A 25781-nucleotide genomic window follows, 5' to 3' on the forward strand; every position below is an offset into this window, starting at 1 on the left:
GAGCTCTCCCTTTCTACGCTTGGTGCTCAGAAAATTCGTAGTGGAAATCGTCGCCCGCCGCGCTCAACTGCACGCCGGCGAGCTTGCGCGCACTGACCGTGGCGCCGATGACTTCCTCGCTCAATCGCGGAAGGATCGTGTGCGTGAGGATCGCGTCGATCATCCGTCCACCCGACTCTATGGCCGTACAGCGGCGCACCACGAGTTCGACGGCGCTGTCGTCGTAAGCCAATGCAATGCCGTGGTTCGCCTGCAGGCGCGCCGCGATGCGATCGAGCTGGAGGCGGATGATGCGATGCAATGCCTCGGCGTGCAACGGGTAATAAGGCACTACAACGAGACGGCCGAGCAGCGCCGGCGCGAACACCTTGAGCAGCGGCTCGCGCAGCGCGGTGGCCAGCGGCTCGGGGTCGGGGCGCAGGGTCGGGTCTTCGCACAGCTGCATGACCAGGTCGGTGCCGACGTTGGAGGTCATGATGATCACGGTGTTGCGGAAGTCGATGTGGCGGCCTTCGCCGTCTTCCATCCAGCCCTTGTCGAACACCTGGAAGAAGATCTCGTGCACGTCGGTGTGGGCCTTCTCGATCTCGTCGAGCAGCACCACGCTGTAAGGCCGGCGGCGCACGGCCTCGGTGAGCACGCCGCCTTCGCCATAGCCCACGTAGCCGGGCGGGGCGCCCTTGAGCGTGGAGACGGTGTGCGACTCCTGGAACTCGCTCATGTTGATGGTGACGAGGTTCTGCTCGCCGCCGTACAGCGCCTCCGACAGCGCCAGCGCGGTCTCGGTCTTGCCCACGCCCGAGGGGCCGCACAGCAGGAACACGCCGACCGGCTTGTTGGGGTTGTCGAGCCGTGCGCGCGCGGTGCGGATGCGGCGCGAGATGGTCTCCAGCGCATCGGGCTGCGCGACCACGCGGGCCGAGAGGATCTCGCCGAGCCTGAGCACCGACTGCGCGTCGTCGCGCACCATGCGGCCGATGGGGATGCCGGTCCAGTCGGCCACCACGGTGGCGATGGCCTGCGCATCGACGGCCGCGAGGATCAGCGGCGATTCGCCCTGCAGCTGCACGAGCTTGTCCTGTGCTTCGTTGAGTTCGGCGCGAATCTCCTGGGTCGTGCGCTGGGGTTCGGCGGGTGGCGCGTCGGGGTCCGCATCGACGTTCGCAGCTTCCACTTCCTGCGCGTCCGATGCCTCGGCCCGCGCCTGCGGCACCGCGGCCGGCGAGAGCTGCTTGCGCAAGGCCACGATGCGCTCGACCAGCGCGCTTTCTTCCACGCGCCGTTTCTCCAGCACCTCGAGTTCGGCCTGCGCCTGCGCGACCTGCGCCGCGATGTCTTCCACGCGGTGGTGCTCGCCCACGCCGATGGCGGCCTCGCGCCCCGCGATGCCCGACTCGATGCCCAGCACCTCGATGCGGCGCTGCAGGTCTTCGATGGCGGCGGGCAGCGCATGCTGGCTCAGCGCCACGCGCGCGCAGGCCGTGTCGAGCAGGCTCACGGCCTTGTCGGGCAATTGCCGCGCGGGAATGTAGCGGTGCGACAGGCTCACGGCCGCCTCGAGCGCGGCGTCGAGGATGAGCACCCCGTGGTGCTTCTCCAGTTCGGCCGAGATGCCGCGCAGCATGATCACCGCCTTGGGCTCGGTGGGCTCGTGCACCTGGATGGTCTGGAAACGCCGCGTGAGCGCCGGATCTTTCTCGATGTACTTCTTGTACTCCGACCAGGTGGTCGCGCCGATGGTGCGCAGCCGGCCGCGCGCGAGCGCCGGCTTGAGCAGGTTGGCCGCGTCGCCGGTGCCGGCCGTGCCACCGGCGCCGACCAGTGTGTGCACCTCGTCGACGAACAGCACGATGGGCTTGGGGCTCTTCTCGACCTCGTCGATCACCTGGCGCAGCCGCTGCTCGAACTCGCCCTTCACGCCCGCGCCGGCCTGCAGCAGCGTGGGGTCCAGCACCCACAGCGACACGTCCTTGAGCGAAGGCGGCACATCGCCCGCGGCGAGGCGCGAGGCCAGGCCTTCGACCACGGCCGTCTTGCCGACGCCGGCCTCGCCGGTGAGCAACGGATTGTTCTGCCGGCGGCGCATCAGGATGTCGATGATCTGGCGGATCTCGTCGTCGCGGCCGTAGACCGGATCGAGCTCACCCGCGCGTGCCTTGGCGGTGAGGTCGCTCGCATACTTGGCGAGTGCAGAGCCGCCTGCCGCGGGGCCATCGCCCTGGTGGTGCGCCACCGCGGGTGCGCCGCCTGCCGCGCCTGCGCTCGGTGCGGCGTCGAAGTCGTCTTCGGGCGACCCCTCGGTCCACGCAGCGAGCTGCGCCACCAGCACGTCGGGCACGATCTTGTCGAACTCGCGCGAGATGCCCGAAAGCACCTGCCGCAGCCCCGGCGTCTTGATGATGCCCGCGAGCAGGTACGCACCCCGGATGGAGGTGGCCTCGAAGCGCAGGCTCGCATAGACCCATGCGCGCTCGACGGCGTTGTCGACGTGTTCGGAGATGTCGCTGATCGACGTGGCGCCATGCGGCAGCCGGTCGAGCGCGCGCACCAGGTCTTGTTCGATCGCATCGAGGTTCAGCCCCGCGCGCTTGACGATGCGCAACATGTCGCTGTCCTGCAGCTGCAGGATCTGGTGCAGCCAGTGCACGAGTTCGACGTAGGCGTTGCCGCGCAGCTTGGCGAAGGCGGTGGCGGTCTCCAATGCCTTGTAGAGCATCGGGTTGAGCTTGGAGAAAAGAGAGACGCGGCGGATGTCGGTCATAAACCCATGGAAGAAGGAGCGGAACGGGAAAACAATGCTTCGGGCTGGAACACCATGTCGCCCGCGTCGGTGTCCGACATGCGCGTGCCGAGCCAGCTGCCCCAGCCGAGACGCTGGCTGCTGTTGAGCCGCATGCCGTGCGCGTCCTGCTTCTTCAGGACGAGCCGCAGATCCCACGCGAACTCGATGCCGACGTACTGTCGCACCCAGTCGACCACCTGCTGCAGCCGCTTGCTGCCCGGCAGGAACTCGCGGAACTCTTCCTGCGAGAGCGGCCCGAGTTCGAGGCGGAACTTGGCTTGAGCATCGCGCACGGCCAGGCCGATGGTGGCGCCGCCGCCGAGCCGCTGGTTGCGGCCGGAAAGGCCGATCCGGCTGACCTGGTGCTCGTCGAGCATCACCCAGTCGCTCACGAATTCCTCGACGTGCACGGGCACGTCGAAGTAGAGCTTGAGGATCTGGATCAGGCCCTCGGGGTTGCGCGTCTGGCGCACGAGGTGCCCCGCCATGAAGGTGCGCGCATGGTCGGCGATGCGGTCGCGCTCCTTCAGGCCGGGCTGCCCCATGTTCATGAGGCTGGACACATAGTCGACGAAGCGATGGCCGTCGGGACGGTCCAGGCTGTTGACCGACTGCGCGTCGGCCCAGGCCCGGTAGAACAGCAGGATCAGCCGGTGATGGAACAGGTCGGCGAACGCGCTGAGGGTGTCGTCGGCGTGATGCCGCTTGCGCTCGCGCGCGTACTCGGTCAGGTGCAGCGGCAGCGGGCCGTTGGGACCGAACAGGCCGAAGCCGTAGATCGAAATGCGCGGAGGTCCATCGCTGTCGACATCGACGCCCGACACGTTCGACGGCGCGAACGCCATCGAGGGCTCCTGCCCGAGGCGCAGCGGCTCGTCGAGCGGACGCGGTGCCCGGCCCAGCAGCGGATGGTCGCCCTGCGCGTCGAGGCGGCGCAGCAGCATGAACAGGTCGTGCTCGAAGGGCTGCTCCAACAGCCTGGCCCAGAGCACCGGATCGACCTCGGGCACGCCGCGCCGTGGCGCCGTGCCGGGCACGGGCGGCGCGACGTCGTGTTGTCGAATCTCGTCCGTATCGAGCACCACCTCGCCTTCACTGGCGGCCGGCGCGTCCTGCTGCATTCCTTCAGTGAAGCCGGTTTCGCTCATACGGCAGGCCGACGTCCCACGCGCGGCGTCCAGCGCGCGATCTCGCCGCGCTGCAGGCTGGACAGCGCGAACTCGGTGAAGGCATTGAGCGACACGTGCCGGCTGAAGAACTGCTCCAGCACGGCGCCGAAGAGATAAGGGCTCGCGCCGGAGAAGGCGACCTCGTCGATCTTGAGTGCCACCTCCACGCCGCGCCCGAACACGATCGGGCCCGGCTCCGGCAGGCGGCGGAACACCGGCGCCAGCGCCATCGAGCGCACGCCCTGGATCTGGCGGCGCACAGAGGGGTCGGCGAGGTTGCCGTACAGGTCGAGCATCTCGCGCAGCGCGGCTGCGCCCTGCGCCGCATCCACGTCGGTGAGGCTCAGGTAGTTGAGCCCCAGGTGGCTGATGAGGCGCCAGGTCAGCGCGCCCTCGGCCAATGCGGGGTACGGGCGCGAGGGCCCGCGCAGGATGCGGATGGCGCGCACCGGCGCCGACACACGCAGCGTGAAGTCCGATTCGAGTCCGGTCGGCAGCAGCAGCGGGAGGTCGCGGTTGGTGCACAGCGCGTCGAGCGTGATGTGGCGCAGGCTGTGCGGAAAGGGCGCGTCGTGCTGGTCGACGAGCGACACGTAGACCTCGCTGCCGGTGTAGCTGGTGCGCGTGCCCTGCGCGCGTGCGCGGTCGGACACCAGGCGCGGTTCGCGGCGCAGCGAGAAGTAGGCGCCGAAGTCGCCGTCGTCGGCCGCGAACGAGCCGAGGAAGGGGCGGAACTCGCGCTCTTCGGAGCCGTTGGCCATGTGGCCGGTGACACGTTCGACGGTGAATATCTCGAAGTCGCGCGGGCGCGTGCGGTCGATCACCGCATGGTGCTCATGCTGGCCCGGCCCCACCGGAATGCGGTCGCTGCGGCGCGGCACGAGGTTGATGATGGGCGTGCAGAACAGCGAGAAGTGCTTGGCGTCGACCAACCGTTCGAGGTCGGCGTCGGCGCGATCGAGCAGGATCACGATCTCCATCGTGGTGCCGCCCATGGCCGCGGCCGCCGCGCGCAGCTTGTTCACGCTGAAGAACAGGTAGCGGTCGGGAAACGCGAAGTACTCGTGCAGCAGCCGGTAGCCCTGGAACGAGCGCGCGTCGTAGGGCAGCAGCGCCTGGTCGGGGTCGAAGCCCTCGTGCCTGACGGCCTCGTCGCCGAGCGGCACGATGCGCGCGGTGCTGCCCGGCCCGCTGCGGCAAACCACGCCAACGCTGTGGTGCGCCACGAGTTCGAGCACGCGCAGCGCATGCAGCTCCGCGCCCGAGAGAAAGAATTCGAGCCGATCCAGCGGCATGTCGGCAAAGCGTGCGCCGCCCACGGCTTCGAGCTTGATGGTGATCGCGCTCTTCGCCTGCCGCGCGACCATCGGCATGGCATGCGCGATCTCCGCCGGCACGGGGCCGATGCCGGCCTCGGCGATCTTGATGGGCCACAGCGTGACGGCATGGCCGGTGCGGAACTCGCAAGCCGTCTGTTCGCCCTTGATCATGCGTCCGCGCAGGATGGTGTGGCGCGGCAGCTCGTAGCCGGCCTTCAGCGAACCTTCGTTGAGGTTGCCGTCGATCTGCACCACGGCCATCGCGGGCAGCGGCGCAAGGAAGTTGGGGTACACCACTTCGAGCAGCCGCTGCGAGAAGCGCGGAAATTCCGCGTCCATCTTGAGCTGGATGCGCGCCGTGAGGAAGCTGAAGCCTTCGAGCAGGCGCTCCACGTACGGGTCGCTGACCTCGATGCCGCGCATGCCGAGACGGCCCGCGATCTTCGGGTAGCGCTGCGCGAACTCGGCCCCGAGCTCGTGCATGTAGGTGAGTTCGCGGTTGTAGTAGTCAAGCAGCCTGGCATCCATCAGAGGCCTCCGGTGGGCCGCAGCACCATGTGCCCGCTTTCAAGGTCGAGCTCCGAACGCAGGATGAACTCGATCGGGTACGGCACCGACCACAGCGTGCCGCGAATCTCCAGCGCGAGCAGGTTGTGGTGTTCGAGGTCGGTGGCATCTGTCACGCAGCGCACGTCGATGCTGTCCTTCATGATGCGCGGCTCGAAGTCGATGATGGCCGATCGGATGGCCGCTTCGACGTCGGCGAAGTCGACCTCCGACATGCGCCCGCCAGCCCAGCCGCGCACGCCGAAGTTCAGCACCGAGCGGCGCGCGCGGGGCATGGTGTTGATGTTGTGGTCCGCGCCGAAGTTGGTGGTGTTGAGCAGCCACTGCAGGTCGCGCAGCACCGAGTCGCGCAGCAGCCTGCCGCTCATGAGGAAGGCGCCCGCGCGCTCCTGCCGGGTCTGCGGCGTCTTGTCGGTGAGGCGATCGAGCAGCACCGGCTGCAGGCGGTCGCGTGCAACGCTTTCCTGCTGGTCGCCGTCGGTGTCCATCATGGCGCTCATGCGTCGGTGGCCTCCCGTGCGAACTCGATGAGCCGCAGGTCGAGCAGCGAATGGTCGCCGGCTTCGCTGATCAGCGTGCGCTGCCCCAGGCCCGCGTACTGATCTTCGCCGGCCAGCGGCAGCCAGTCGGTGCGGCGGCCCAGCGTGGTCTCGTCGTCGAGCCCTTCGAGCGAGCCCGGGTAGCGCACCGGCACCAGGCCGTTGATCGCGCGGCCGTCGTGCAGCTCGAGCTCGGCGGGGGCCCACAGCAGGTCGACCAGGTGCTGCGGGCGCGAGAACTTGATGCGGCGCACCTCGGGCAGGGGCAGCCATGCATAGCCCGAAGGCGTGAGCAACTCCAGCACCGGGCCGATGCGCACGTCGCCGTCGCACAGCCAGGCGAAGTCGCTGCGCTCCACCGGTTCGCCGTCGAACGCTTGGGTAGCGCGCGAATCGGAACGGTCGACGCTGGTGAGCGCGCCGTGCAATGCGGGTGCGGCCTGCCGCGCGGTTTCGCGCAGAGCAGCGGCTTCATCGGCGCGGTCGGCCGGCAATGCGGCGGCGGCGATCAGCTGTTCGACCCAGTCCGCATTGCCGCAGACGATGGCCGGTGCGCGCCCGCCGGACCAGAAGTCGCTGCGGTGGCGCTCACCCGCGAGCGCCATCGAACACGTGACGCTGGCAGGCGTGAAAGTGGGATCGAGCTTGGTGGCGAGCTTGAGCTGGTCTTCGGCCCGTTGCCAGTCGCCGCGCAGGGCGAGAAAGTGGCACAGGGCAAGACGCAGGCTGGCATTCTGGGGACTGGCGCGGATCTGCCGCTGTACCCATTCGGTGTGCTCGGCCACGGAGCGTTCGCCCAGCACTGCAAACCCATCGCCCATGAAGCTTCCTCGCTGACTGACTGGCACACGGCGCGAAAGGCCAGTGTGCAAAAGACGGCCGCGAAGGCCGTCGGGAAAACGTCGCGGCCGGCCCGCCGGGCCGGCCGCGCATCGGGAAAAGAGAAATCAGGATTCCCTGTTTTCCTTGATGTTCCAGCCCAGGACCGTCTCGGCGCCCTTGCCGCCCTTGTCGGTCTGTTCCCAGTACTGCTGCTTCACCTTCGCGGCCTGGAAGGCGTACTGCACGAACACGGCGTCGGAGCCTTGCTCTGCCGTGTACTGCACCGAGGTGACCAGCACTTCCTCGAGCGTGACGCGTGTGTATTCGATCTGCGAGCCCCCCGCCTTGCACACCGAAACCTCGACCTTGCTCAGGTGCTTGCCGCTGGCGCAGTTCTTCAGGACGGACGGTGCCGCCTTGTCGATGCGCGCGAGCACCTGCAGGTCATTGAAGCTGGCCTTGCCAACGCCACCGCCACCGCCGCTGACCATGTTTCCAGGCTGCGTCGCTCCCCAGGCAAACGACTTGATGTCCGTCCACTCCTTGTGGTTCGAGTCCTTCGATTCGCCGTTTGCGCCTTCGACGCGCATGAACATGTCTACTGCCATGATTAACCCCCAAAGTTATATGTGCCCGATTACGGGACACCGTTGAATTAGCTGCTGTCCTTCTTGTTGGATGGCAGCTTCGAAACCAGCCGCAACGACACCGTCAGCCCTTCGAGCTGATAGTGCGGCCGGAGAAAAAACTTGGCGGCGTAGTAGCCCGGGTTGTCCTCGATGGCTTCCACCTGGACTTCCGCCGCCGCCAGCGGCTTCATTGCCTTCGTGTCCTGCGACGAGGTGCCGGGGCTGCCGTCGACGTAGTTCATGATCCAGTCGTTGAGCCAGCGCTCCATGTCCTCGCGCTCGCGGAACGAACCGATCTTGTCGCGCACGATGCACTTCAGGTAGTGCGCGAAGCGGCAGCAGGCGAACAGGTAGGGCAGGCGCGCCGCGAGGTTCGCGTTGGCCGTGGCATCGGCGTCGTAGTACTCGGCCGGCAGCTGCAGCGACTGCGCGCCGATGAAGGCTGCGAAGTCGGAGTTCTTGCGGTGCACCAGCGGCATGAAGCCGTTCTTGGCGAGCTCGGCCTCGCGCCGGTCGCTGATGGCGATCTCGGTCGGGCACTTCATGTCCACGCCGCCGTCATCGGTCGGGAAGGTGTGGGTGGGCAGGTTCTCCACCGCGCCACCCGACTCCACGCCGCGAATGGACGTGCACCAGCCGTACTGCTTGAACGAGCGGTTGATGTTCACGCCCATCGCATAGGCCGAGTTGGCCCAGGTGTAGCGGTTATGCGCGGCCGAGTCGGTCTCTTCCTCGAACTCGAACTCGTCGACCGGGTTGGTGCGCGCGCCGTACGGCAGGCGCGCCAGGAAGCGCGGCATGGCCAGGCCGATGTAGCGCGCGTCTTCCGAGTCGCGCAGCGAGCGCCATGCGGTGTGCTCGGTGTTCTGGAAGATCTTGGTCAGGTCGCGCGGGTTCGACAGCTCCTGCCACGAGTCCATCTGCATCACCGTGGGCGAGGCGCCCGCGATGAACGGGCAATGCGCGGCGGCCGCGATCTTGGCCATTTCGCTGAGCATCTCGACGTCGGGCGGGCTGTGGTCGAAGTGGAAGTCGCCGATCAGCGCGCCGAAGGGCTCGCCGCCGAACTGGCCGTACTCGGCCTCGTAGATCTTCTTGAACAGCGGGCTCTGGTCCCAGCCGATACCCTTGTGGCGCTTGAGCGAGCGCGCCACTTCGCGCTTGGACGCGCACATCACGCGGATCTTGAGCTGCTCGTCGGTCTCGGTGTTGTTCACGAGGTAGTGCAGCCCGCGCCATGCGCCTTCGAGCTGCTGGAACTCCTCGTGGTGCAGGATCTGGTTGATCTGCTCGGAGAGCTTGCGATCGATTTCGGTGATGATGGCCTGCACCGTGCGGTAGGCATCGTTGGAGACGGTGACGGTGCTTTCCAGCGCCTGCACGGCCAGCGTCTTGACGGCGTTCTCCACCGCCTCGCGGGCCTGGTCGGTCTTGGGCTTGAACTCACGCTGCAGCAGGTCGGCGAACTCGTTCGGCTCGAGCGCTTCGACGGTGGCGGGTGCGCGCGCGGCGCTCTGATTGGATGCGGTGCTCATGATGGCGGTCCTTGCTGCTCGCGCTTACTCTGAAGATGTGCCGGGGGCGCCGGCCTTTTCGTTCGCGGCTTCGACCGCCTTCGCCACGGCCGGGTTCGGCGCCGATGCCAGCGACTTGAGGAGCCCGGGGTTCTGCAGCGCCTGCGCGATCAGCTGCTCCGCGCCGTTCTTGCCGTCCATGTACGAGAGCAGGTTCGACAGCTCGGTGCGCGCTTCGAGCAGTTGCTGCAGCGCACCGACCTGGCGGGCGATGCGCGCGGGCGAGAAGTCGTCCATGCTGTCGAAGGTGATGTCGACGTTCATCTGGCCGTCGCCGGTGAGCGTGTTGGGCACCTGGAAGGCAACGCGCGGCTTGATGGACTTCATGCGTTCGTCGAAGTTGTCGATGTCCACCGCCATGAACTCGCGCTCGCCGAGGTCGGGCATCGGGTCGATCTGCTTGCCCGCGAGATCGGCAATGACGCCCATCACGAAGGGCAGCTGGATCTTGCGTTCGCTGCCGTAGATCTCGACGTCGTATTCGATCTGCACACGCGGCGCGCGGTTGCGCGCGATGAACTTCTGACCACTGTTTCTGACACGGTTGTCTGCCATAAGCTTCCTCTTGAATCTGTAATGCGTGTGGGTGCGATCCCGGTGGCCTGCCGGCCCGCGGAGCTCCCGATGGCTTTCGCCTTGCTATTCCGTGCTGCCCCCAGCGTTCAGCGGACGTCCTGCAAGGCTCTCTATCTTTTGCAATCCCTCGGGCACGAGCTCTTCGATGATCTGGAAGAAGTTCAGGTCCATCAGCCGCTGCGCTCTTCGTATCAGCATGGGCGCCGGATGACTGGGCTCCATGCGCTCCAGGTACTGGCAGGCCTTCTCCAACACCACCTGCACATCATCACGAGTCGATATTTCAATATCTTTAACCAGTACCGTGCGCGGGCCGGTGCCGCCATTGGCGGTGGCCGCGGCGGCCCCGTTCGCCATCGGCACCGAAGCACCCGCCCCTTGCGCATCGGCGCCGTCGCGCGCTTCGCCGGCCACGGCTGCCGCGTCCTGCGCCTGTTCGGGCAACAGCTGGACCACGGTGCGCAGCGAGCGCTCGAGCCGCGAAAAGTCCGGCGCCCAGCTCTGGCCGAGCGCGCGCTCGCAGGTCTCGCGAATGCGCTGCAGCAGGTCGAGCGCCGCGCGCAACGCCACTACCGGAGGCGCCGCTTTCTCGTGCGCGCGCCGCGCCGCGTCCCGCAGCCGGCCAATGCCGCCCGGGTAATCGATCTGATGGTCGGTCTTGCTCGAATCAAGCAAGGCTTCGACCTGTCGCAGGCTCATCGATGCGCCGCCGTCCTCGAGCAGCCGGGCATCGCGCACGCTGCGCCCGAGTCCCTCGGCTTCGGCCAGCGCGGCCAGTGCATTCATGCGCGGCAGCGGGTCTTCGAAGTCGCCATCGACGACGCGCGGATGCACGTCGTTCCAGAATTTCTGCAGCACGGCATCGACGAGTTGCAGCCCATCGACGTAGCCCGGCAATCCACGGTTTTCGGTCCAGGCCAGCGTGAGGGGCACCAGCACGCGCAGGTCGCGCGTGCGTGTGCACAGCTGCTTCGCGATGCGCTCCACGCGTGCCCAATCAGGTGGCTCCGCGGGGATGATCGTCGAGCCGAATTGCTGCTCGCGCTTACCTGTTGTTGCTTGGTGCAACGCCATGAAATCGGGGTCGTATTCCAGGTCTTCCCCGCATGAAAGCGGGCCTTCCACAGGCAACTGCAATAGATCGATCTCGCTCGTCGACAACCTCTTCTCCCTTGTTCAACCGTTTCTCAACAGCAGCGATCTTGAGGGGAACAAGAGGCGCGGTCAACAGCAACAGACTGCAACGCGAACCATATGAATCACAAAGGAGTACAACTCCTTTTAAAATTCAAACAGAACGTCTACATGTTCACACTCAGCAGTCCGCGTTCACCCAAGTTGCGCATCAACGCGCTGATGCCAAAAGTCCACATCGGCGCCTGATCGGCGTGCACCACGCGATTGACGAGGGCGCCGAGTTCGGGCGCGGCAATGCGCACGCGGTCACCCACGACATGGGTAAATCCTTGCCCAGGCCCGTGACGGTCCTGTGTCGGCGCGAACATCGTGCCCAGAAACAACATGAAGCCATCAGGGTAGGCGTGATGCTTGCCCACGGTCTGCGCCACGAGATCGAGCGGATCGCGGCTGATCTTCGACAGCGAACTCGAACCCTCGAGCGTGAAACCCTCGGGGCCGGTGACTTCCAGCGCGACGGTGATGCGGCGCACGTCCTCGATGCCGAAGTGCGCATCGAACAAGCGGATGAAGGGGCCGATCGCGCACGAGGCGTTGTTGTCCTTGGCCTTGCCGAGCAGCAGCGCGCTGCGGCCTTCGAAGTCACGCAGGTTGACGTCGTTGCCGAGCGCGGCGCCGAGTGTCTCGCCGCGGCTGTTGACGGCGAGCACGACCTCCGGCTCGGGGTTGTTCCACACTGAACCCGAATGGATGCCGACATCGGCACCCGTGCCCACGGCGGCGAGCACCGGGGCCTTGGTGAAGATCTCGGCGTCGGGGCCGATGCCGACTTCGAGGTACTGCGACCACACGCCTTGCGCGATCAGCACGTCCTTGACCTTCATGGCCTCGGGCGATCCCGGCACGATGTCGGCGAGGTTGTCGCCGAGCACGCCGCCGATGGCCGCGCGCGTGGCCTCGGCCTTCGAGGCGTCGCCGCGCGCCTGCTCCTCGATCACGCGTTCGAGCAGGCTCGCGACGAAGGTGACGCCGCTGGCCTTGATGGCCTGCAGGTCGCAGGGCGCGAGCAGCCAGGGCTTGCCGGCGTCGCGTGCGCTCTCGTCGCTGTTGGCGATGGCCTCGTCGAGCGAGGCGATGCGCGGTGCGCTGCGCAATGCACGGCGAACGGCTTCGGCGGGCGCCTCCTTGCCTTCGAGCAGGTCGCTCATGGTCGGCGCGAGCCTCGACAGGTCGTACAGGCCGCCTTCGTGCACGGCCACCAGCACGGGGCCCACGCCGGGTTGCCAGAGGCGGCCGACGAGGGTGGCGCGTTCGGCGTCGCGGGGCAGGCTGGAAGAAGTTGAAAGATCGAGCGGCATGGCGTGGTGTCTCCGTGAGGTTGTGTGCGCTACGTTGCATCGTAGCGGCGCAGCGGGGAGGCGACGCGGCCGGCCGCTCCTTTTGTGTCAGTGCCGCGCGGCTCGCACGCGCGCCACTTCGGCGGGCAGGTTGGCCCACGCGGGCTCCTGCGGTGCGAAGCGCGCGCGCATGTAGCCGGCGAGTTCGGCGATCTGCCGGTCGTCGAGCGCCTCGCGGAACGCAGGCATGAAGCCGATGTCGCGGCTTGCGGGCTCGCGCACGCCGTCGAGGATGGTGCGCAGCAGGTTGTCGGGCCGCGCGCTCGTGAGGCTGCTGTTGAGGGCCAGCGGCGTGTTCACGCCGAGCAGCGTGGGGCCGTCGCCGTCGTGGTGGCATGAGGCACAGGCGCTGTCGAACATGCGCTGCGCGGGGCCGAGAAGCTGGTCCTGGGTGCGCGCCGCGTTGTCGATGGCCTGTTGCGCAAGCGCTTGCGGCTCCGCCACCGGTGCGGGATTGAGCGAGCCGAGGTACACGGCCATCGCGCGCACATCATCGTCGGGCACCTGCGCGAGTTCGCGCACCACCTCGGCCATCGGCCCGCCCGCGATGCCGTGGCGCGGCGAATGACCGTTACGCAGGTAGCGGTACAGCGCGTCGGTGTCCCACGGCACGGCGGCCTTCGACAACTGCGTGAGTGCGGGCGCCTCCCAGCCGTCGACCATCGCGCCCGAGAGGAACGCGCTGCCGCCCTGCTCCGCGCCGAGCGCGTTGCGCGGCGTGTGGCATGCGCCGCAATGACCCAGGCCGTTGACGAGGTACGCGCCGCGGTTCCACTCGGCGCTTTGCGTGGCCACGGGCCGCACCGGCGTGGGGTCGTGGAAGAGCGCGTTCCAGCCGGCCATCAACGGGCGCATGCTGAACGGGAACCTGAGTTCGGACTTCGGCGTTTCCGCACGCACCGCAGGCATCGACATGAAGTACGCATAGAGCGCCTGCAGGTCGTCGTCGCTGGTCTTCGCAAACGCGGTGTAGGGGAACGCGGGGTACAGGTAGTGGCCGTCGCGCGAGACGCCTTCGCGCATCGCGCGCTGGAAGGCGCTGAAAGACCAGCGGCCGAGGCCCGTGTCCGCATCGGGCGTGAGGTTGGTGGTGTAGAGCGTGCCGAAGGGCGTCTCCATCGCGCGGCCGCCTGCGTTCGGTGTGCCGCCGGGCGCGGTGTGGCACACGGCGCAGTCGCCGGCGGCGGCGAGCACGCGGCCGCGGTCGATGGTGGACTGGCTGTAGACGGGTGCGGTGAGCGATACGGGCGCGATGGCGGAGCGCCAGCCGAGCAGGCCGGCGATGATGCCGAGGCCGCCGATGAAGAGTGCGGCACCCGTGGCCCACAGGCCCTTCCTCTTGGGCCAGATGGCTCCCGCATTGCTCCTTCCCCCTCTGGGGGAAGGTTGTGATGGGGGCACGGCAGCGTCACCATTCGTACGCCGCTCGCCCCCGCCCTCCCGCAAAGGGGGAGGGAGAAATTCCCGATTCAACTCCGCCAACACCGTCTCCGGCGTGAACGGCGGCGATCTGAACCGCACCCCCGTCGCATCGAAGATCGCATTCGCGATCGCCGCCGTCCCCGGCACCGACGACGATTCGCCCGCGCCCAGCGAAGGCTCGCCGGGCCGGGGCATGTGCATCACCTCGATCACCGGCACTTCGCGGAAATTGATGATCGGGTAGCTGCCCCACTCACGGCTCGCGACCACACCGGAAGGCAACACCCCAGGCAGTTGTGCGCCGCCAGACCCACCCTGCGGCGCGAACTGCACTTGCTCCTTCAGCGCCCGGCTCGTGGTCTGGATCACGTTGCCGTGCACTTGGTGTTCGACACCCGCTGGGTTGACCAGCAAACCCGCGTCGTGCCCCACCACGACGCGGCGCACGTGCACCTCGCCGGTCTTGCGGTTGACCTCCACATCGGCCACCCACGCGGCCCACGCCGCGCCGAAGCCCGGCCACTTGCTGTGGATGTAGCGCGCATACGCGAAGCCCTGCCCGAAGAGGATGTCGCCGCCCTCCCCGAGCCCGCCGTCGGCGTTTTCCTGCGGTCCGGTGCGCATGCGCCAGCCGGCCTCCTGCGCGGTCGCCTGCACGAGCTCGAACGCGCGCGGATCGTCCAGGTGCCGCAGCCGGAATTGCACCGGATCGACACCCGCCGCCGTGGCGAGCTCGTCGATGTACGACTCGTGCGCGAACGAACTCGGCAGCGCCGACACGCCGCGCAGCCACGAGGCGCGCACGATCGGCGCCATGTCGTTGACCTTCACGCGCAGGTTGTCGTAGCTGTATGGCGGGCGCGCAGTGCGGTCGCCCATCTCGTAGGCCTGCGCCACCGGCTCGATGGTGCGCGTGAGCAGCAGCGCGAGCGTGGGCGCGCCGTTGGACGGGTACGAGGTTTCGAAGTCGTAGGCGGCCACGCGGCCATCGGCCATCAGGCCGCCGTCGATCTCCATGAGCTGCGCGGCGCCCTTGGGCTCCCAGGCGTGCTCCTGTTCGCGCTTGAGCTGCACGCGCACCGGCGCGCCGACGGCGCGCGCGAGCAAGGCGGCATCGGCGGCCACGTCGTCGGCGCCGTTGCGGCCGTAGCAGCCTGCCGCTTCCATGCGGATGACGTCGACCTGCACGTCTTCCACGCCCATGAGCTTCGCCAGATCGGCGCGCAGCACATGCGGGTTCTGCGAGCCGGCCCAGCAGCGAAGGACGATGCCGCCGCCATCGATCGGCTGCCACTCGGCCAGCGCGCACGAGGGCCCGATGGACGCGTGCATCTGGTACGGCCACACATACGTGCGGTGCATCGGCTGCGCGGCCGCGGCGATGGCGCCATCCACATCGCCTTCATCGACCAGCAGGCGCTGCGTCGAGGGGTTGTCACGCAGCGCCCGTGCAAGGTCGCCGAGGTCGGGCATGCCGGGCCACGGTTTCCACGCGACGCGCAGTTCGCGCAGCGCCTGCTCGGCGTGCTCCTCGCGCTCGGCCACGATGCCGATGAAATCGCGGATGACGACCACCGCGCGGATGCCGGGAATGTGCGCGATGGACGATTCGTCCACCGACTCGAGCGTGTTGCCGATGAACTCGCCATGGTCCGCGCCCGCATACGGCGGGCGCACCACGCGGCCATGCAGCATGCCGGGCACGCGCATGTCGTGCACGAACACGAGGTCGCCCGCGAGCTTGGCCGGAATGTCGACGCGCGCCTGGCGCGTGCCGACGACGCGGTAGTCCGCCGGGTCCTTGGGCTGCGCCTGGGGATCGAGCCGCAGCACGGTGCGCTGGCCGGCCACGAGCTCGGCGTAGCCGACGTGGCGATCCGGCGCCTCGGTAACGCGCACCACGCCGTTGCGCACCTGCAGCGCATCGACGTCCACGCCGAGCCGCTCGGCCGCGCGTGCGACCAGCCACGCGCGCGCCTGCGCGGCGGCGAGGCGCAGCGGCTGCGCATGGATCTGGATCGACGCGCTCGCGATGGTCGCGCCCTGGTTGGGCGCGCGCGCGGTATCGCCGAGCATCACGCGCACGCAGGGCATGCCGAGGTCAAGCTCCTCGGCCACGATCTGTCCGAGCGCGGTCTGGATGCCAGTGCCAAGGTCGACGTGGCCGTTGAGCGCGCAGGCGCTGCCGTCGTCCCATACGGCGAGCAGGATCTCGTCGCCCTCGATGGGGTTGCCGGCGATGAAGGCTGGCTGGCCATTGGCGGTCGGCGGCGCGGGCGGGGTCTCGCGCACCACCAGCAGAACGCCGTTGGAAGCGAGGAATTCGGCGCGCGTGCGCGGCAGATCGGCGCGGCGTGTCATGGCTGTTGCCCCCTCTCCCACCGGGAGAGGGAAAAAGGCCACCGGCTCATGGAGCCACCTTCGCGCGCATGCGGAAAGCCGCGCGCTGCACCGCATCGAGTATTTCGATGTGCGTGCCGCAGCGGCACAAATTGCCCGACAGCTCGCTGCGGATGCGCGCCTCGCTCGCATCCGGATCGCGCGCAAGCAAGGCGGCCGCCTGCATCACCATGCCGTTGAGGCAGTAGCCGCACTGCGCGGCCTGCGCATCTTCGAACGCGGCCTGCACCGGATGCCAATCGCCGCGCGCGCCCAGCCCTTCGAGCGTGGTGATCGCACGCCCCGCCACGCCATGCGCGGGAATCACGCACGAGCGCGCCGCCACGCCGTCGACATGCACCGTGCACGCGCCGCACTGCCCCAGTCCGCAGCCGTACTTGGGGCCGTTCAGCCCCAGGTCGTTGCGCAGCAGGTGCAGCAGCGTCGCCTCGCGCGGCACGCCCTCGATCGATTGCGCCCGGCCGTTGACCAGCAGGTGCAGCGGCTCAGCGCCGCAACTGTCCGTCACGGGTGTACATCTCCAGGTCCACGAAGGTCGAGCCGTTGTGGTTCTTCGCGCTGTACTCGATGGGGAAGTCGCCGAAGCGCGTGCTGCCGATGCTCTCCAGCCCGGCGATGAAGCTGTCGCGCGTGAGCGTCTTGCCCGCCCGGCGCAGGCCCTCGGCCATCACGCGCGCGACGATGTAGCCCTCCAGCGCGGTGTAGCTGTCGATCTTCTCGCCGAACTCGGCGCGGTCGCGCTGGTAGTCGGCCACGATGGGCACGCGCTGCGCCGTCGGCGGCGGCACGATGCTGGCCGTGACCAGCCCCGCGAGCTTGCCGTCGAGCCGCTTGGCCGAGCCGGCCGCGTCGGTGATGCCGACCGACAGCGTGTACAGCGGCGAGCCCACGCCGTTCGCGCGGTAGTCGCGCATGAACACCTCGACCATGCGGCCGGCCATGATCATCACGACCGCGCCGGGCTTGGCTTCGGCGAGGCTGGTGGCGACCTGCTTCGCGTCTTCCGCCGTGATCGCGAGCGGCAGCGTTTTCACGACCTGCACCTTGTAGTCGGCCGCCAATTCCTCGCAGGTGGCGAGGTTCGACTTGCCGAAGGGGCTGTCCTGGTACACCACGGCGATCGACGAAATGCCGATGGTCGAGAGGTGGCTGATGATCTTGCGCAGCTCCAGGTCGTAGCCCGCGCGCACGTGGAACAGGTAGCGGTTGACCTTGGCGCGGAACGAGCTGGTGCCCACCAGCGGCGCGAACATCGGCACGCCGGCCTTCTCAGCGAGCGGCATCGCGGCCGCGAGGTTGCCGGTGGCCACGTAGCCGGTGAGCGCGAAGACCTTGTCCTCATCGATCAGCTTCGCGGTGTTGGCGGCCGTCTTCGCCGGGTCGTAGGCATCGTCGTAAGTGACGAGTTCGATCTTGCGGCCATTGACGCCACCCGACTTGTTGACGCGGTCGAAGTACAGCTTGATGCCCGCGCGGTAGTCGATGCCGAAGTCTTTCGCCGGCCCGCTGAGCACGGCCGACTGGCCGATGCGGATGGTGGTGTCGGACACGCCGTTTTCAGCGCGTGCCGATCGAAGAAATCCGGGGCCGAGCGCCAGCATTGCGCCGCCCGCCACCATGGCGCGCCTTGATATCGAAAGCTTCATGCGTCTTTTTCTCAGGTTGTGGTCGTCAGGGAACGATTCGTTCGTTCAGGTGGCCTGTACATCGGCGGACTGGATGCGCTTGACGCCCTTGGCCGCCATCTGTTTCCAGGCCGCGGCGAGCGAGCCGTTGAGGTCGATGCCGCGCGTGGCGTCCTCGATTACATAGGCCTCGAAGCCGGCCTTGCGTGCGTCCATCGCGGTCCATGCCACGCAGAAGTCGGTGGCCAGCCCGGTGACGAACACGGTCTTGATGCCGCGCGCCTTCAAGTAGCCGGCCAGGCCGGTGGCCGTCTTGTGGTCGGCCTCCTCGAAGGCCGAGTAGCTGTCCATGTCCTTGTGGAAGCCCTTGCGGATGACGAGTTGCGCGGTCGGCACCTTCAGGTCCTTGCCGAGCGCCGCGTCGTCCGTGCCCTGCACGCAATGGTCGGGCCACAGCACCTGCGTGCCGTAGCTGAGCTTGGTGGTCTCGAAGGGCTTCTTGCCGCTGTAGGTGCTTGCGAACGAGGCATGGCCCGCCGTGTGCCAGTCCTGCGTCACGACGATGTTCTCGAACGCCGGTGCGAGTGCGTTGATGACCGGAATCACCTCGTTGCCGCCCTTGACCGCGAGCGTGCCGCCGTCGAGAAAGCAGTTCTGCACGTCGACCACGATCAACGCAGCCTTGGCGCCCGGCTTGATCTTGCCGGCCGCGAAAGCGTTGAAGCCGAAACTGCCGAGGCCGCCGGCCAGCCCGAGGGCGGCGGCGGATTTCACGAGGGTTCTGCGATGCATGGCGTGGACTCCGGTGGGTTGATGAAGAACGAAAGACTCAGACGCTCAGATAAGCACGGCGCACTTCGTCGTTGGCCGCGAGCTCGGCCATCGTCGCGTGATAGCGGATCTGCCCCTTCTCGAGCACATAGGCGCGGTCGGACACCAGCTCGGCGAAGTGCATGTTCTGCTCCGACAGCAGGATGCTCACGCCCTGCGCCTTCAATTCGAGAATCATGTTGGCCATCTGCTCGACGATCACCGGGGCCACGCCTTCGGACGGCTCGTCGAGCAGCACCAGGTAGGGGTTGCCCATGAGCGTGCGCGCGACCGTGAGCATCTGCTGCTCGCCGCCGCTCATGCGCCCACCCGGTCGGCTGGGCATCTCGCCGAGGTTGGGAAACAGCTTGAACAGCCGCTCGGGCGTCCACAGCGGCGCGTCGGTGCCGTCGGCCCAGCGGCGCGCGGGCTGCTTGCCGACCTCGAGGTTCTCCATCACCGTGAGGTCGGTGAATACGCGGCGGTCTTCGGGCACGAAGCCCAGGCCCAGTCGCGCGGCGTGGTGCGGCTCGCTCTTCGAGATGTCGTGGCCCAGGAAACGCACGGCGCCTCGGCGCTTGGCGAGCATGCCGATCAGCGCCTTGAGCGTGGTCGACTTGCCCGCGCCGTTGCGGCCCATGAGCGCAACCACTTCGCCGCGGCGCACGTCGAGGTCGACGTCATAGAGGATCTGCGCGGCGCCGTACCAGGCGCACAGGGCCTTGGCCTGCAGAAGAGGTTCGTGTGTGCTCATGCTGCGACTCCAAGGGCTGCGGCTTTCTCTGCAATCTTCTCGAATGTCTTGCCGCTGCCGAAGTACACCTCCTGCACCTTCGGGTGGTCTCGGATTTCGAGCGGTTTGCCCTGCGCGATGAGGCGCCCGCGCGCGAGCACGATCATGCGGTCGGCATAGGCGAACACCACGTCCATGCTGTGCTCGGTGAACAGCACGGCCATGCCGCGCTGGATGACGAGGTCCTTGGTCAGCGCCATCAGCGAGTTGCGCTCCTTGGGCGCCATGCCGGCGGTGGGCTCGTCCATCAGCAGCAGCTTGGGCGAGTTGGCCATCGCGATGGCGAGTTCGACGCGCTTCACGTCGCCATAGGCCAGCACGCTGCAGGGCCGGTCGGCCTGCGATTTCATGCCGACCTGGTCGAGCAGCGCCAGTGCTTCGTCGCGCTTGTGGTCGGCCGCGCGGCGCCACATCGAGAACAGCTTGCCGTCGTGCGACAGCAGCGCCATCTGCACGTTCTCGACCACGGTGAGCGAGGCAAAAGTCTCGGCAATCTGGAAGGTGCGGCCCACGCCGCGGCGCCAGATGTCGCGCGGCTTGCGGCCCACGAGTTCGTGCCCGTCGAACAAGATCGAACCCTGGTCGGCCTTCAGCTGACCGTTCACCATGTTGAAGGTGGTGGACTTGCCGGCGCCGTTCGGGCCGATCAGCGCGAGCAGTTCGCCGGCGTGCAGCTCGAAGCTGATGCCATCGACGGCCTTCACGCCGCCGAAGGACTTGCCGAGGTTCTCGACCTTGAGAAGGGGTGCACTGGAGGTGGTCATGCCTTGGCCTCCTTCACCTCGGCCGCTGTCGGTGAATCGGGCTTGACCCGGCGCAGCACGCGGTCGGTCAGCTGCTTTGCGAAGCCCGCGATGCCCTGCGGGAACAGCAGCACGAGGAGCAGGATGATGGCGCCCAGCGTCGCGCGCCAGTAGTCGGTGTTGCGCGCCACGGTGTCGTGCAGCCAGCTGAAGGTGACGGCGCCCACCACCGGCCCCGCCAGCGTCTGGATGCCGCCCAGCAGCACCATCACCAGCCCGTCGACCGACTTGTCGACGCTGAGGCTTTCGGGCGAGATGCTGCCCTTGGAGAAGGCATACAGCGAACCCGCGAGGCCAGCCGCTGCACCGGCGATGACGAAAGCCGTCCACTGCATGCGCTTGACGTCGATGCCGATGGCATCGGCGCGCAGCAGCGAGTCGCGGCCCGCGCGCAGCGCGTAGCCGAAGGGCGAGAACAGCACGCGGCGCAGCATCAGGATGCCTGCGGCCGCGAGCACCAGCGTGAGCCAGTAGTAGGTGCGCTTGTCCGACAGCCACTCCGAGGGCCACACGCCCGTGAGGCCGTTGCTGCCGCCGGTGAACGAGTCCCACTGGTAGACGATGGCCCAGGTGATCTGCGCGAAGGCCAGCGTGAGCATCGCGAGGTACACACCCGACAGCCGCACCGCGAACCAGCCGTAGACGAAAGCGCCGATGGCCGCGACCAGCGGCGCCACGACCAGCGCCGCTTCCATCGGCAGGCCGCTCGCGCGCACCAGCAGTGCGGCACCGTAGGCCCCGAGGCCGAAGTAGGCGGCATGCCCGAACGAGTGCATGCCGGCCGGGCCCATGATGAAGTGCAGGCTCGCGGCGAACAGCGCGGCGATCAGCAGGTCGATCAGCAGCACCGTGGTGTAGGGAGAGTCGGCCGTGAGCAGCGGCATCGCCATCAACACCACGCCCAGCGCGGCGACCAGCCACAGGTAGCCCTTGCTCGCGCGGCGCAGCGGCTCCTCGGCCATGCCCACGTAGCGGCTCGGCGCCTGCGGCCGGCCGAACAGGCCCCACGGGCGCCACACCAGCACCACGGCCATCACGACGAAGTCGACCACCAGCGTGAGCTTGGAGAACGACACGCTGTAGCCGAAGATTTCCACCACGCCGATCCAGATGCAGACCGCCTTGATCTCCGAGATCAGCAGCGCCGCCGCATAGGCGCCCGGAATGGAGCCCATGCCGCCCACCACCACGACCACGAAGGCCGCGCCGATGGTGTTGAGGTCCAGCGCGAGCGTGGCCGGCTCGCGCGGCAGCTGCAGCGCGCCGCCCAGGCCCGCGAGCATCGCGCCGAGCCCGAACACCGCGGTGAACAGCCAGGCCTGGTTCACGCCCAGCGCGCTGACCATCTCGCGGTCCTGCGTGGCGGCGCGCACCAGCGTGCCCCAGCGGGTGCGCGTGAGCAGCAGCCACATGAGCCCGAGCACGACCGGGCCGACGACGATCAGGAACAGGTCATACGTGGGGAACTGCCGGCCCAGGATCTCGACCGAGCCCGACAGGCCCGGTGCGCGCGGACCGAGCAGTTCGTCGGGGCCCCAGACATAGAGCACCGCGTCCTTGATGACCAGCACGAGTGCGAAGGTCGCCAGCAGCTGGAACAGCTCGGGCGACTTGTAGATGCGGCGCAGCAGCACCATCTCGATCAGCGCGCCGAGGATGCCGACCGCGACGGCGGACAGCACCACGGCCGGCCAGAAGGCCATGCCGCCGCCGAGCTTCTCGACCAGCGTGTAGGCGAGGTAGATGCCGACCATGAAGAAGGAGCCATGCGCAAAGTTGACGATGCGCGTGACGCCGAAGATCAGCGAAAGGCCGGCCCCCACAAGGAACAGCGACGAAGCCGACGACAGCCCGGTGAGGAACTGAAGCAGCAGGGACGAGAGGCTCATGGGTGCAAGCATTCCGGGAAGAAAAAGGTCAGTCGGCAGCGCGGGACTTCTTGACGTCGGCGGCGCTCGGCTGGAACTTGGCGCCGTCGAAATACGTGTAGTCGACCATCACGCCCTTGCCGTTCTCGTTCTTCGTCTTGCCGACGAAGGCGCCCATGGTGGACTGGTGGTCCTCGGCGCGGTAGCTGATCTTGCCGAACGGCGTGTCGACCTGCAGGCCCTTGAACGCGGCGACGAGCTTCGGCGTCTCGGTGCTCTTGGCCTTCTCGATGCCGGCCGCGACCGACTTGATCATGCTGTAGCCGACCACCGAACCCAGGCGCGGATAGTCCTTGTACTTGCCGTGGTAGGCGAGGAAGAAGGCCTTGTGCTCGGGCGTCTGGATGCCGTACCAGGGGTAGCCGGTCACGATCCAGCCGTTGGGCGTTTCGTCCTTGAGGGGGTCGAGGTATTCGGGCTCGCCGGTCAGCACGCTGACGACCGCGCGGTCCTTGAACAGGCCGCGCGTGTTGCCTTCGCGCACGAACTTCGACAGGTCGGCGCCGAACAGCACGTTGAAGATCGCGTCGGGCTTGGCATCGGCCAGCGCCTGCGCGACCGCGCCCGCATCGACCTTGCCGAGCGGCGGCGCCTGCTCGGCGACGAACTCGACGTCGGGCTGCGCGGCCTTCAGCAGCGTCTTGAACGCGGCCACGGCCGACTGGCCGTATTCGTAGTTGGGGTACACGACGGCCCAGCGCTTCTTCTTGAGCTTGACGGCCTCGGGCACGAGCATCGCGGCCTGCATGTAGGTGCCGGGGCGCAGGCGGTAGGTGTATTCGTTGCCGCCCTGCCAGGTCATCTTGTCGGTCAGCGGTTCGCCGGCCAGGAAGAAGATCTTCTTCTGCTTGGCGAAGTCGGCCACGGCCAGGCCGGTGTTCGACAGGAAGGTGCCGGTGAGCACGTCGATCTTCTCGCGCGCCACCAGCTCCTCGGCCACGCGCACGGCGTCGCCCGGGTTGGCGTTGTCGTCGCGCGTGATGAGTTCGACCTTGCGGCCGTTGACGCCGCCCTTGGCGTTGATTTCTTCGACGGCCAGCTCCATCCCCTTCTTGTAGGGCTCGAGGAAGGCGGGCTGGGCCTTGTAGCTGTTGACCTCGCCGATCTTGATCACGCCCTGCGCATGCGCGGGAACGAGAGCAGTGGTCAGCGCGGCGAGGGCCGCGGCGCTGAAGACGTGACGCAATGGGTTCATGAGGAAAACTCCTTGGGATCGAAAGAGAAGAAAACGGCGTGAGTGGATGCGGGGCGGGCGGGACGGCGTTAGCGCAGGCCGTCTTCGCCCTTGATTTCGCTGACCTGCAGGCCGCCAATGCGCGGCAGTGGACGGCCGCTGTCGGTGACTGCGACCGCCACCACGATCTCGTTGGCGCGCGGCGCATCGCTCACGCGGGCTTCGATGGCGTCGAAGTGACTGCGAACGAAGGCCGCGTCCTTATGGCCGAGCGGCACGTCGATGGCAGTGCCCAGCGTGCCCAGCTTCTTGGCCGAAGGCACGAGCGCCGCGCCCTTCTCGACCGCCGCGCGCAGCGGCGCGCCGAGCTTGGGATGCAGGATGGCAGCGGCGTGTTCGAGCTCGCCGCGCTCGCCGACGATGGCGGCCTTGCCGTAGCTCTGCGCCTGACCGGGCTCGATGCCGAGCGCCTTCACGGCCTTCTGGCCCAGCAGCGCGCCGAGCTCTTCGCCGATGGCGATGAGTTCGTCGAGGTTCTCGCTGTAGCGCCCCGCATAGGGGTTCTCGATCACGGCGATGGCGACGGCGCGGCGCGTGGGCGGCGTGACGTCCTGGCCCATCTCCTTGCGGGTTTCGTCGACCTGGATTACGAGCTTGCGGATGTTGGCGGTCATGTCTTGTGTTCCTTCGTGTCTCTTGTTCAGGTCAGCGCAGGCCGTCCCATTTGCTGATGTCTTTGGCGAGCAGGCCGCCGACGCGGGCGTGCACGCGGTAGCCGGTGCTCATCGCGAGGATGAAGACGATCTCGTCGGCCGCAGGCGCGCCGGGCACGCGCACTTCGATGGCATCGAACTGGCCGCGCACGTAGCTCGCGTTGATGTTGGTCAGCGGCACGTCGAGTGCGGCACCGGGCGGCCCGACCTTCTTGGTCGAGGGCACGATGGACAGCGCATTGCCTGGCTGGCCGGTTTTCTCTTCGGCCTTGCCCGCGGTGTAGGCCGCGCGGCTGCCCTTCCAGCCGAGCAGTTCGCGCATCGCGTAGCCGCCGGGCACATGCCACAGTGCGCCGTGCTCCAGCTCGCCATCGGCGCCGACGATGGCGCCCTTGCCGTAGGTGGCGATCTGCTCAAGCGGCACGTCCATGGCGGCGTGCAGCCTGTGCGCCATGTCGACGCCCACGGGGTCGAGCAGCGCCATCATCGGAAGGATGTCGGGCTCGTAGCGGCCGGCGAAAGGATTGGTCAGCACCGCGCCGATGGCACCGCGCACCAACGGGGTGTCGGCACGCGGTCCGAACTCGTGGTGGATGTGCTCGACATGGGTGAAGACGCGGCGTATATCGATCATGAAAAAGGACCTTGCTTTTCGTTAAGCAAATACTGAACCAACTGCTTTCGGCAGCACTGTCTGCAGCGACTTCGAGCATAAGGGCTCGACAAGTCGAAACTGCCCCTGGCAAACGAGTAGAACGGCCCAGGCGAGCCCCCCTTTTTGCAGGACCTTGGCGCAGATCGCGCCCGTATCGAGTGCGCTTTTGACCTGCGACGGTGCGAGCGTCGGCACGTCGACGGTGACGAGCATGTCGCCGAGGTCGCTGTCGTCCTTGCATTCGTTCGCGGGGCGGCGCGCGATGGCGTCGTCGTCGACATCGACGGCGTTGGCGATCACTGTCGCGGCGGCGTCGGCCTGCGCTGCGGTGGCGGCCAGGACCGTCACGCTGTCGGCGATGCCCAGCGAAAAGCTGCGCCCGCGCCAGCCGCTGGTGGCGACGCCGCGCACGGGCTGGTCCGCGTGCAGTTCGAACTGGCCGTCTGTGGTGAGGGCGCCGCCGTGGTCGCGCCAGTCGAAGCGCGCGAGGTCGGCGAACACACCCACGCGCGCCGACTGGCCGGGCGCGAGGTGCAGTGCGATGTCGCCGCCGTTGTTGATCCACGCGCGCTCGATGCCGGGACGGTCGTAGAACGCGATCAGCTCCTGCGCGACCGAGCCCGCGACTGCCGCCATGGGCGTGATGAACATCGGCGAGAACGCGGCGCAGGCGTCCCACATGCGCCTGGCGACCACGCCTCGCGGACGCATGTCGTCGCTCACGGGCAGGCGCAGCAGCGGCAGCTCGCGCACGAGCTCGTCGAGCACATGGACGAAGCGCGCCCACGCAGCGTCGTGCGCGGCCGCCACGGCGTAGGGGTCGCCGTGCGCCTCGGCCACGATGTCGATCGGGCCGTGGTTGAAGTGCCAGCGGCCGCTGTCGAGGGCACTGCGTTGGGCGCTCATGGCTGCGCGCTCCCGTCTTTCTCCCTCCCCTCCCGGGGGAG

21 protein-coding genes are annotated in these 25781 nt (G+C 67.8%); all 21 read right to left on the reverse strand.

What is annotated here, in order from left to right; all coding sequences use genetic code 11:
- Positions 1–13 precede the first annotated feature (13 nt).
- Complete coding sequence (gene tssH, locus PMI12_RS10355; protein WP_007831836.1) at positions 14–2761, reverse strand: type VI secretion system ATPase TssH; 2748 nt, start codon at positions 2759–2761, stop codon at positions 14–16.
- Entirely contained in the window at positions 2758–3930 is a 1173-nt protein-coding gene (gene tssG / locus PMI12_RS10360) for a type VI secretion system baseplate subunit TssG (RefSeq protein ID WP_007831838.1), read from the reverse strand. Before tssG ends, tssH begins: the two co-directional genes overlap by 4 nt.
- Positions 3927–5798: a type VI secretion system baseplate subunit TssF gene (gene tssF, locus PMI12_RS10365; RefSeq protein ID WP_007831843.1), complete on the reverse strand. Its 1872-nt coding sequence runs from the start codon at positions 5796–5798 to the stop codon at positions 3927–3929. The genes tssG and tssF overlap by 4 nt, the downstream gene beginning before the upstream one ends.
- Positions 5798–6325, reverse strand: a complete 528-nt coding sequence (tssE, locus tag PMI12_RS10370) for a type VI secretion system baseplate subunit TssE (protein ID WP_042673168.1) — start codon at positions 6323–6325, stop codon at positions 5798–5800. Before tssE ends, tssF begins: the two co-directional genes overlap by 1 nt.
- Positions 6326–6333: 8 nt before the next feature.
- The gene (locus PMI12_RS10375) at positions 6334–7197 is read right to left on the reverse strand and encodes a type VI secretion system accessory protein TagJ (RefSeq protein ID WP_007831851.1); all 864 of its coding nucleotides are present in this window, start codon (positions 7195–7197) and stop codon (positions 6334–6336) included.
- A 126-nt stretch (positions 7198–7323) separates the two neighbouring features.
- The gene (locus tag PMI12_RS10380; protein ID WP_007831853.1) at positions 7324–7806 is read right to left on the reverse strand and encodes an Hcp family type VI secretion system effector; all 483 of its coding nucleotides are present in this window, start codon (positions 7804–7806) and stop codon (positions 7324–7326) included.
- Positions 7807–7853: 47 nt separating this feature from the next.
- Positions 7854–9362 (reverse strand): type VI secretion system contractile sheath large subunit, encoded by a 1509-nt coding sequence (gene tssC / locus PMI12_RS10385; protein WP_007831855.1) that lies wholly within the window; start codon positions 9360–9362, stop codon positions 7854–7856.
- 24 nt (positions 9363–9386) lie between these two features.
- Positions 9387–9956, reverse strand: a complete 570-nt coding sequence (tssB, locus tag PMI12_RS10390) for a type VI secretion system contractile sheath small subunit (protein WP_007831857.1) — start codon at positions 9954–9956, stop codon at positions 9387–9389.
- Between the two features lie 84 nt (positions 9957–10040).
- Positions 10041–11138, reverse strand: a complete 1098-nt coding sequence (gene tssA / locus PMI12_RS10395) for a type VI secretion system protein TssA (protein WP_007831859.1) — start codon at positions 11136–11138, stop codon at positions 10041–10043.
- A gap of 140 nt (positions 11139–11278) precedes the next feature.
- Positions 11279–12472, reverse strand: a complete 1194-nt coding sequence (locus PMI12_RS10400; protein ID WP_007831861.1) for a fumarylacetoacetate hydrolase family protein — start codon at positions 12470–12472, stop codon at positions 11279–11281.
- Between the two features lie 87 nt (positions 12473–12559).
- Complete coding sequence (locus PMI12_RS10405) at positions 12560–16294, reverse strand: molybdopterin cofactor-binding domain-containing protein (RefSeq protein WP_007831863.1); 3735 nt, start codon at positions 16292–16294, stop codon at positions 12560–12562.
- Between the two features lie 46 nt (positions 16295–16340).
- Entirely contained in the window at positions 16341–16841 is a 501-nt protein-coding gene (locus PMI12_RS10410) for a (2Fe-2S)-binding protein (RefSeq protein ID WP_007831865.1), read from the reverse strand.
- Entirely contained in the window at positions 16819–17979 is a 1161-nt protein-coding gene (locus PMI12_RS10415) for an ABC transporter substrate-binding protein (protein ID WP_413314897.1), read from the reverse strand. The genes PMI12_RS10410 and PMI12_RS10415 overlap by 23 nt, the downstream gene beginning before the upstream one ends.
- Positions 17980–18024: 45 nt before the next feature.
- Positions 18025–18750: a bifunctional nicotinamidase/pyrazinamidase gene (pncA, locus tag PMI12_RS10420; RefSeq protein ID WP_007831875.1), complete on the reverse strand. Its 726-nt coding sequence runs from the start codon at positions 18748–18750 to the stop codon at positions 18025–18027.
- A 37-nt stretch (positions 18751–18787) separates the two neighbouring features.
- The gene (locus PMI12_RS10425) at positions 18788–19522 is read right to left on the reverse strand and encodes an ABC transporter ATP-binding protein (RefSeq protein WP_007831876.1); all 735 of its coding nucleotides are present in this window, start codon (positions 19520–19522) and stop codon (positions 18788–18790) included.
- Positions 19519–20325 carry an ABC transporter ATP-binding protein gene (locus tag PMI12_RS10430; protein ID WP_007831877.1) on the reverse strand — a complete coding sequence of 269 codons (807 nt, stop codon included), beginning with the start codon at positions 20323–20325 and terminating at the stop codon, positions 19519–19521. The genes PMI12_RS10425 and PMI12_RS10430 overlap by 4 nt, the downstream gene beginning before the upstream one ends.
- Positions 20322–22253 carry an ABC transporter permease gene (locus PMI12_RS10435; RefSeq protein ID WP_007831878.1) on the reverse strand — a complete coding sequence of 644 codons (1932 nt, stop codon included), beginning with the start codon at positions 22251–22253 and terminating at the stop codon, positions 20322–20324. Before PMI12_RS10435 ends, PMI12_RS10430 begins: the two co-directional genes overlap by 4 nt.
- A 28-nt stretch (positions 22254–22281) precedes the next feature.
- Positions 22282–23487, reverse strand: a complete 1206-nt coding sequence (locus tag PMI12_RS10440) for an ABC transporter substrate-binding protein (RefSeq protein ID WP_007831879.1) — start codon at positions 23485–23487, stop codon at positions 22282–22284.
- 68 nt (positions 23488–23555) lie between these two features.
- Complete coding sequence (locus PMI12_RS10445; protein ID WP_007831880.1) at positions 23556–24140, reverse strand: amino acid synthesis family protein; 585 nt, start codon at positions 24138–24140, stop codon at positions 23556–23558.
- A 31-nt stretch (positions 24141–24171) separates the two neighbouring features.
- On the reverse strand, positions 24172–24813 hold the full coding sequence (locus PMI12_RS10450; RefSeq protein ID WP_007831883.1) for an amino acid synthesis family protein: 642 nt from the start codon (positions 24811–24813) through the stop codon (positions 24172–24174).
- 21 nt (positions 24814–24834) lie between these two features.
- Positions 24835–25740, reverse strand: coding sequence for a UPF0280 family protein (locus PMI12_RS10455; RefSeq protein WP_007831885.1), 906 nt, complete (start codon positions 25738–25740; stop codon positions 24835–24837).
- Positions 25741–25781: the final 41 nt, after the last annotated feature.

It is taken from the genome of Variovorax sp. CF313 (genome assembly GCF_000282635.1).
Taxonomy (GTDB): domain Bacteria; phylum Pseudomonadota; class Gammaproteobacteria; order Burkholderiales; family Burkholderiaceae_C; genus Variovorax.

What these genes read in the sequence shown, in the direction of transcription:
- PMI12_RS10455 (WP_007831885.1), bottom strand. Translation starts at nt 25,740, where the DNA reads ATGAGCGCCCAACGCAGTGCCCTCGACAGCGGCCGCTGGCACTTCAAC.
- PMI12_RS10415 (WP_413314897.1), bottom strand. Translation starts at nt 17,979, where the DNA reads ATGAAGCTTTCGATATCAAGGCGCGCCATGGTGGCGGGCGGCGCAATG.
- PMI12_RS10430 (WP_007831877.1), bottom strand. Translation starts at nt 20,325, where the DNA reads ATGACCACCTCCAGTGCACCCCTTCTCAAGGTCGAGAACCTCGGCAAG.
- tssB (WP_007831857.1), bottom strand. Translation starts at nt 9,956, where the DNA reads ATGGCAGACAACCGTGTCAGAAACAGTGGTCAGAAGTTCATCGCGCGC.
- PMI12_RS10375 (WP_007831851.1), bottom strand. Translation starts at nt 7,197, where the DNA reads ATGGGCGATGGGTTTGCAGTGCTGGGCGAACGCTCCGTGGCCGAGCAC.
- tssH (WP_007831836.1), bottom strand. Translation starts at nt 2,761, where the DNA reads ATGACCGACATCCGCCGCGTCTCTCTTTTCTCCAAGCTCAACCCGATG.
- PMI12_RS10380 (WP_007831853.1), bottom strand. Translation starts at nt 7,806, where the DNA reads ATGGCAGTAGACATGTTCATGCGCGTCGAAGGCGCAAACGGCGAATCG.
- PMI12_RS10400 (WP_007831861.1), bottom strand. Translation starts at nt 12,472, where the DNA reads ATGCCGCTCGATCTTTCAACTTCTTCCAGCCTGCCCCGCGACGCCGAA.
- tssC (WP_007831855.1), bottom strand. Translation starts at nt 9,362, where the DNA reads ATGAGCACCGCATCCAATCAGAGCGCCGCGCGCGCACCCGCCACCGTC.
- PMI12_RS10435 (WP_007831878.1), bottom strand. Translation starts at nt 22,253, where the DNA reads ATGAGCCTCTCGTCCCTGCTGCTTCAGTTCCTCACCGGGCTGTCGTCG.
- PMI12_RS10425 (WP_007831876.1), bottom strand. Translation starts at nt 19,522, where the DNA reads ATGAGCACACACGAACCTCTTCTGCAGGCCAAGGCCCTGTGCGCCTGG.
- PMI12_RS10445 (WP_007831880.1), bottom strand. Translation starts at nt 24,140, where the DNA reads ATGACCGCCAACATCCGCAAGCTCGTAATCCAGGTCGACGAAACCCGC.
- PMI12_RS10450 (WP_007831883.1), bottom strand. Translation starts at nt 24,813, where the DNA reads ATGATCGATATACGCCGCGTCTTCACCCATGTCGAGCACATCCACCAC.
- PMI12_RS10440 (WP_007831879.1), bottom strand. Translation starts at nt 23,487, where the DNA reads ATGAACCCATTGCGTCACGTCTTCAGCGCCGCGGCCCTCGCCGCGCTG.
- pncA (WP_007831875.1), bottom strand. Translation starts at nt 18,750, where the DNA reads ATGCATCGCAGAACCCTCGTGAAATCCGCCGCCGCCCTCGGGCTGGCC.
- tssF (WP_007831843.1), bottom strand. Translation starts at nt 5,798, where the DNA reads ATGGATGCCAGGCTGCTTGACTACTACAACCGCGAACTCACCTACATG.
- tssG (WP_007831838.1), bottom strand. Translation starts at nt 3,930, where the DNA reads ATGAGCGAAACCGGCTTCACTGAAGGAATGCAGCAGGACGCGCCGGCC.
- tssE (WP_042673168.1), bottom strand. Translation starts at nt 6,325, where the DNA reads ATGGACACCGACGGCGACCAGCAGGAAAGCGTTGCACGCGACCGCCTG.
- PMI12_RS10405 (WP_007831863.1), bottom strand. Translation starts at nt 16,294, where the DNA reads ATGACACGCCGCGCCGATCTGCCGCGCACGCGCGCCGAATTCCTCGCT.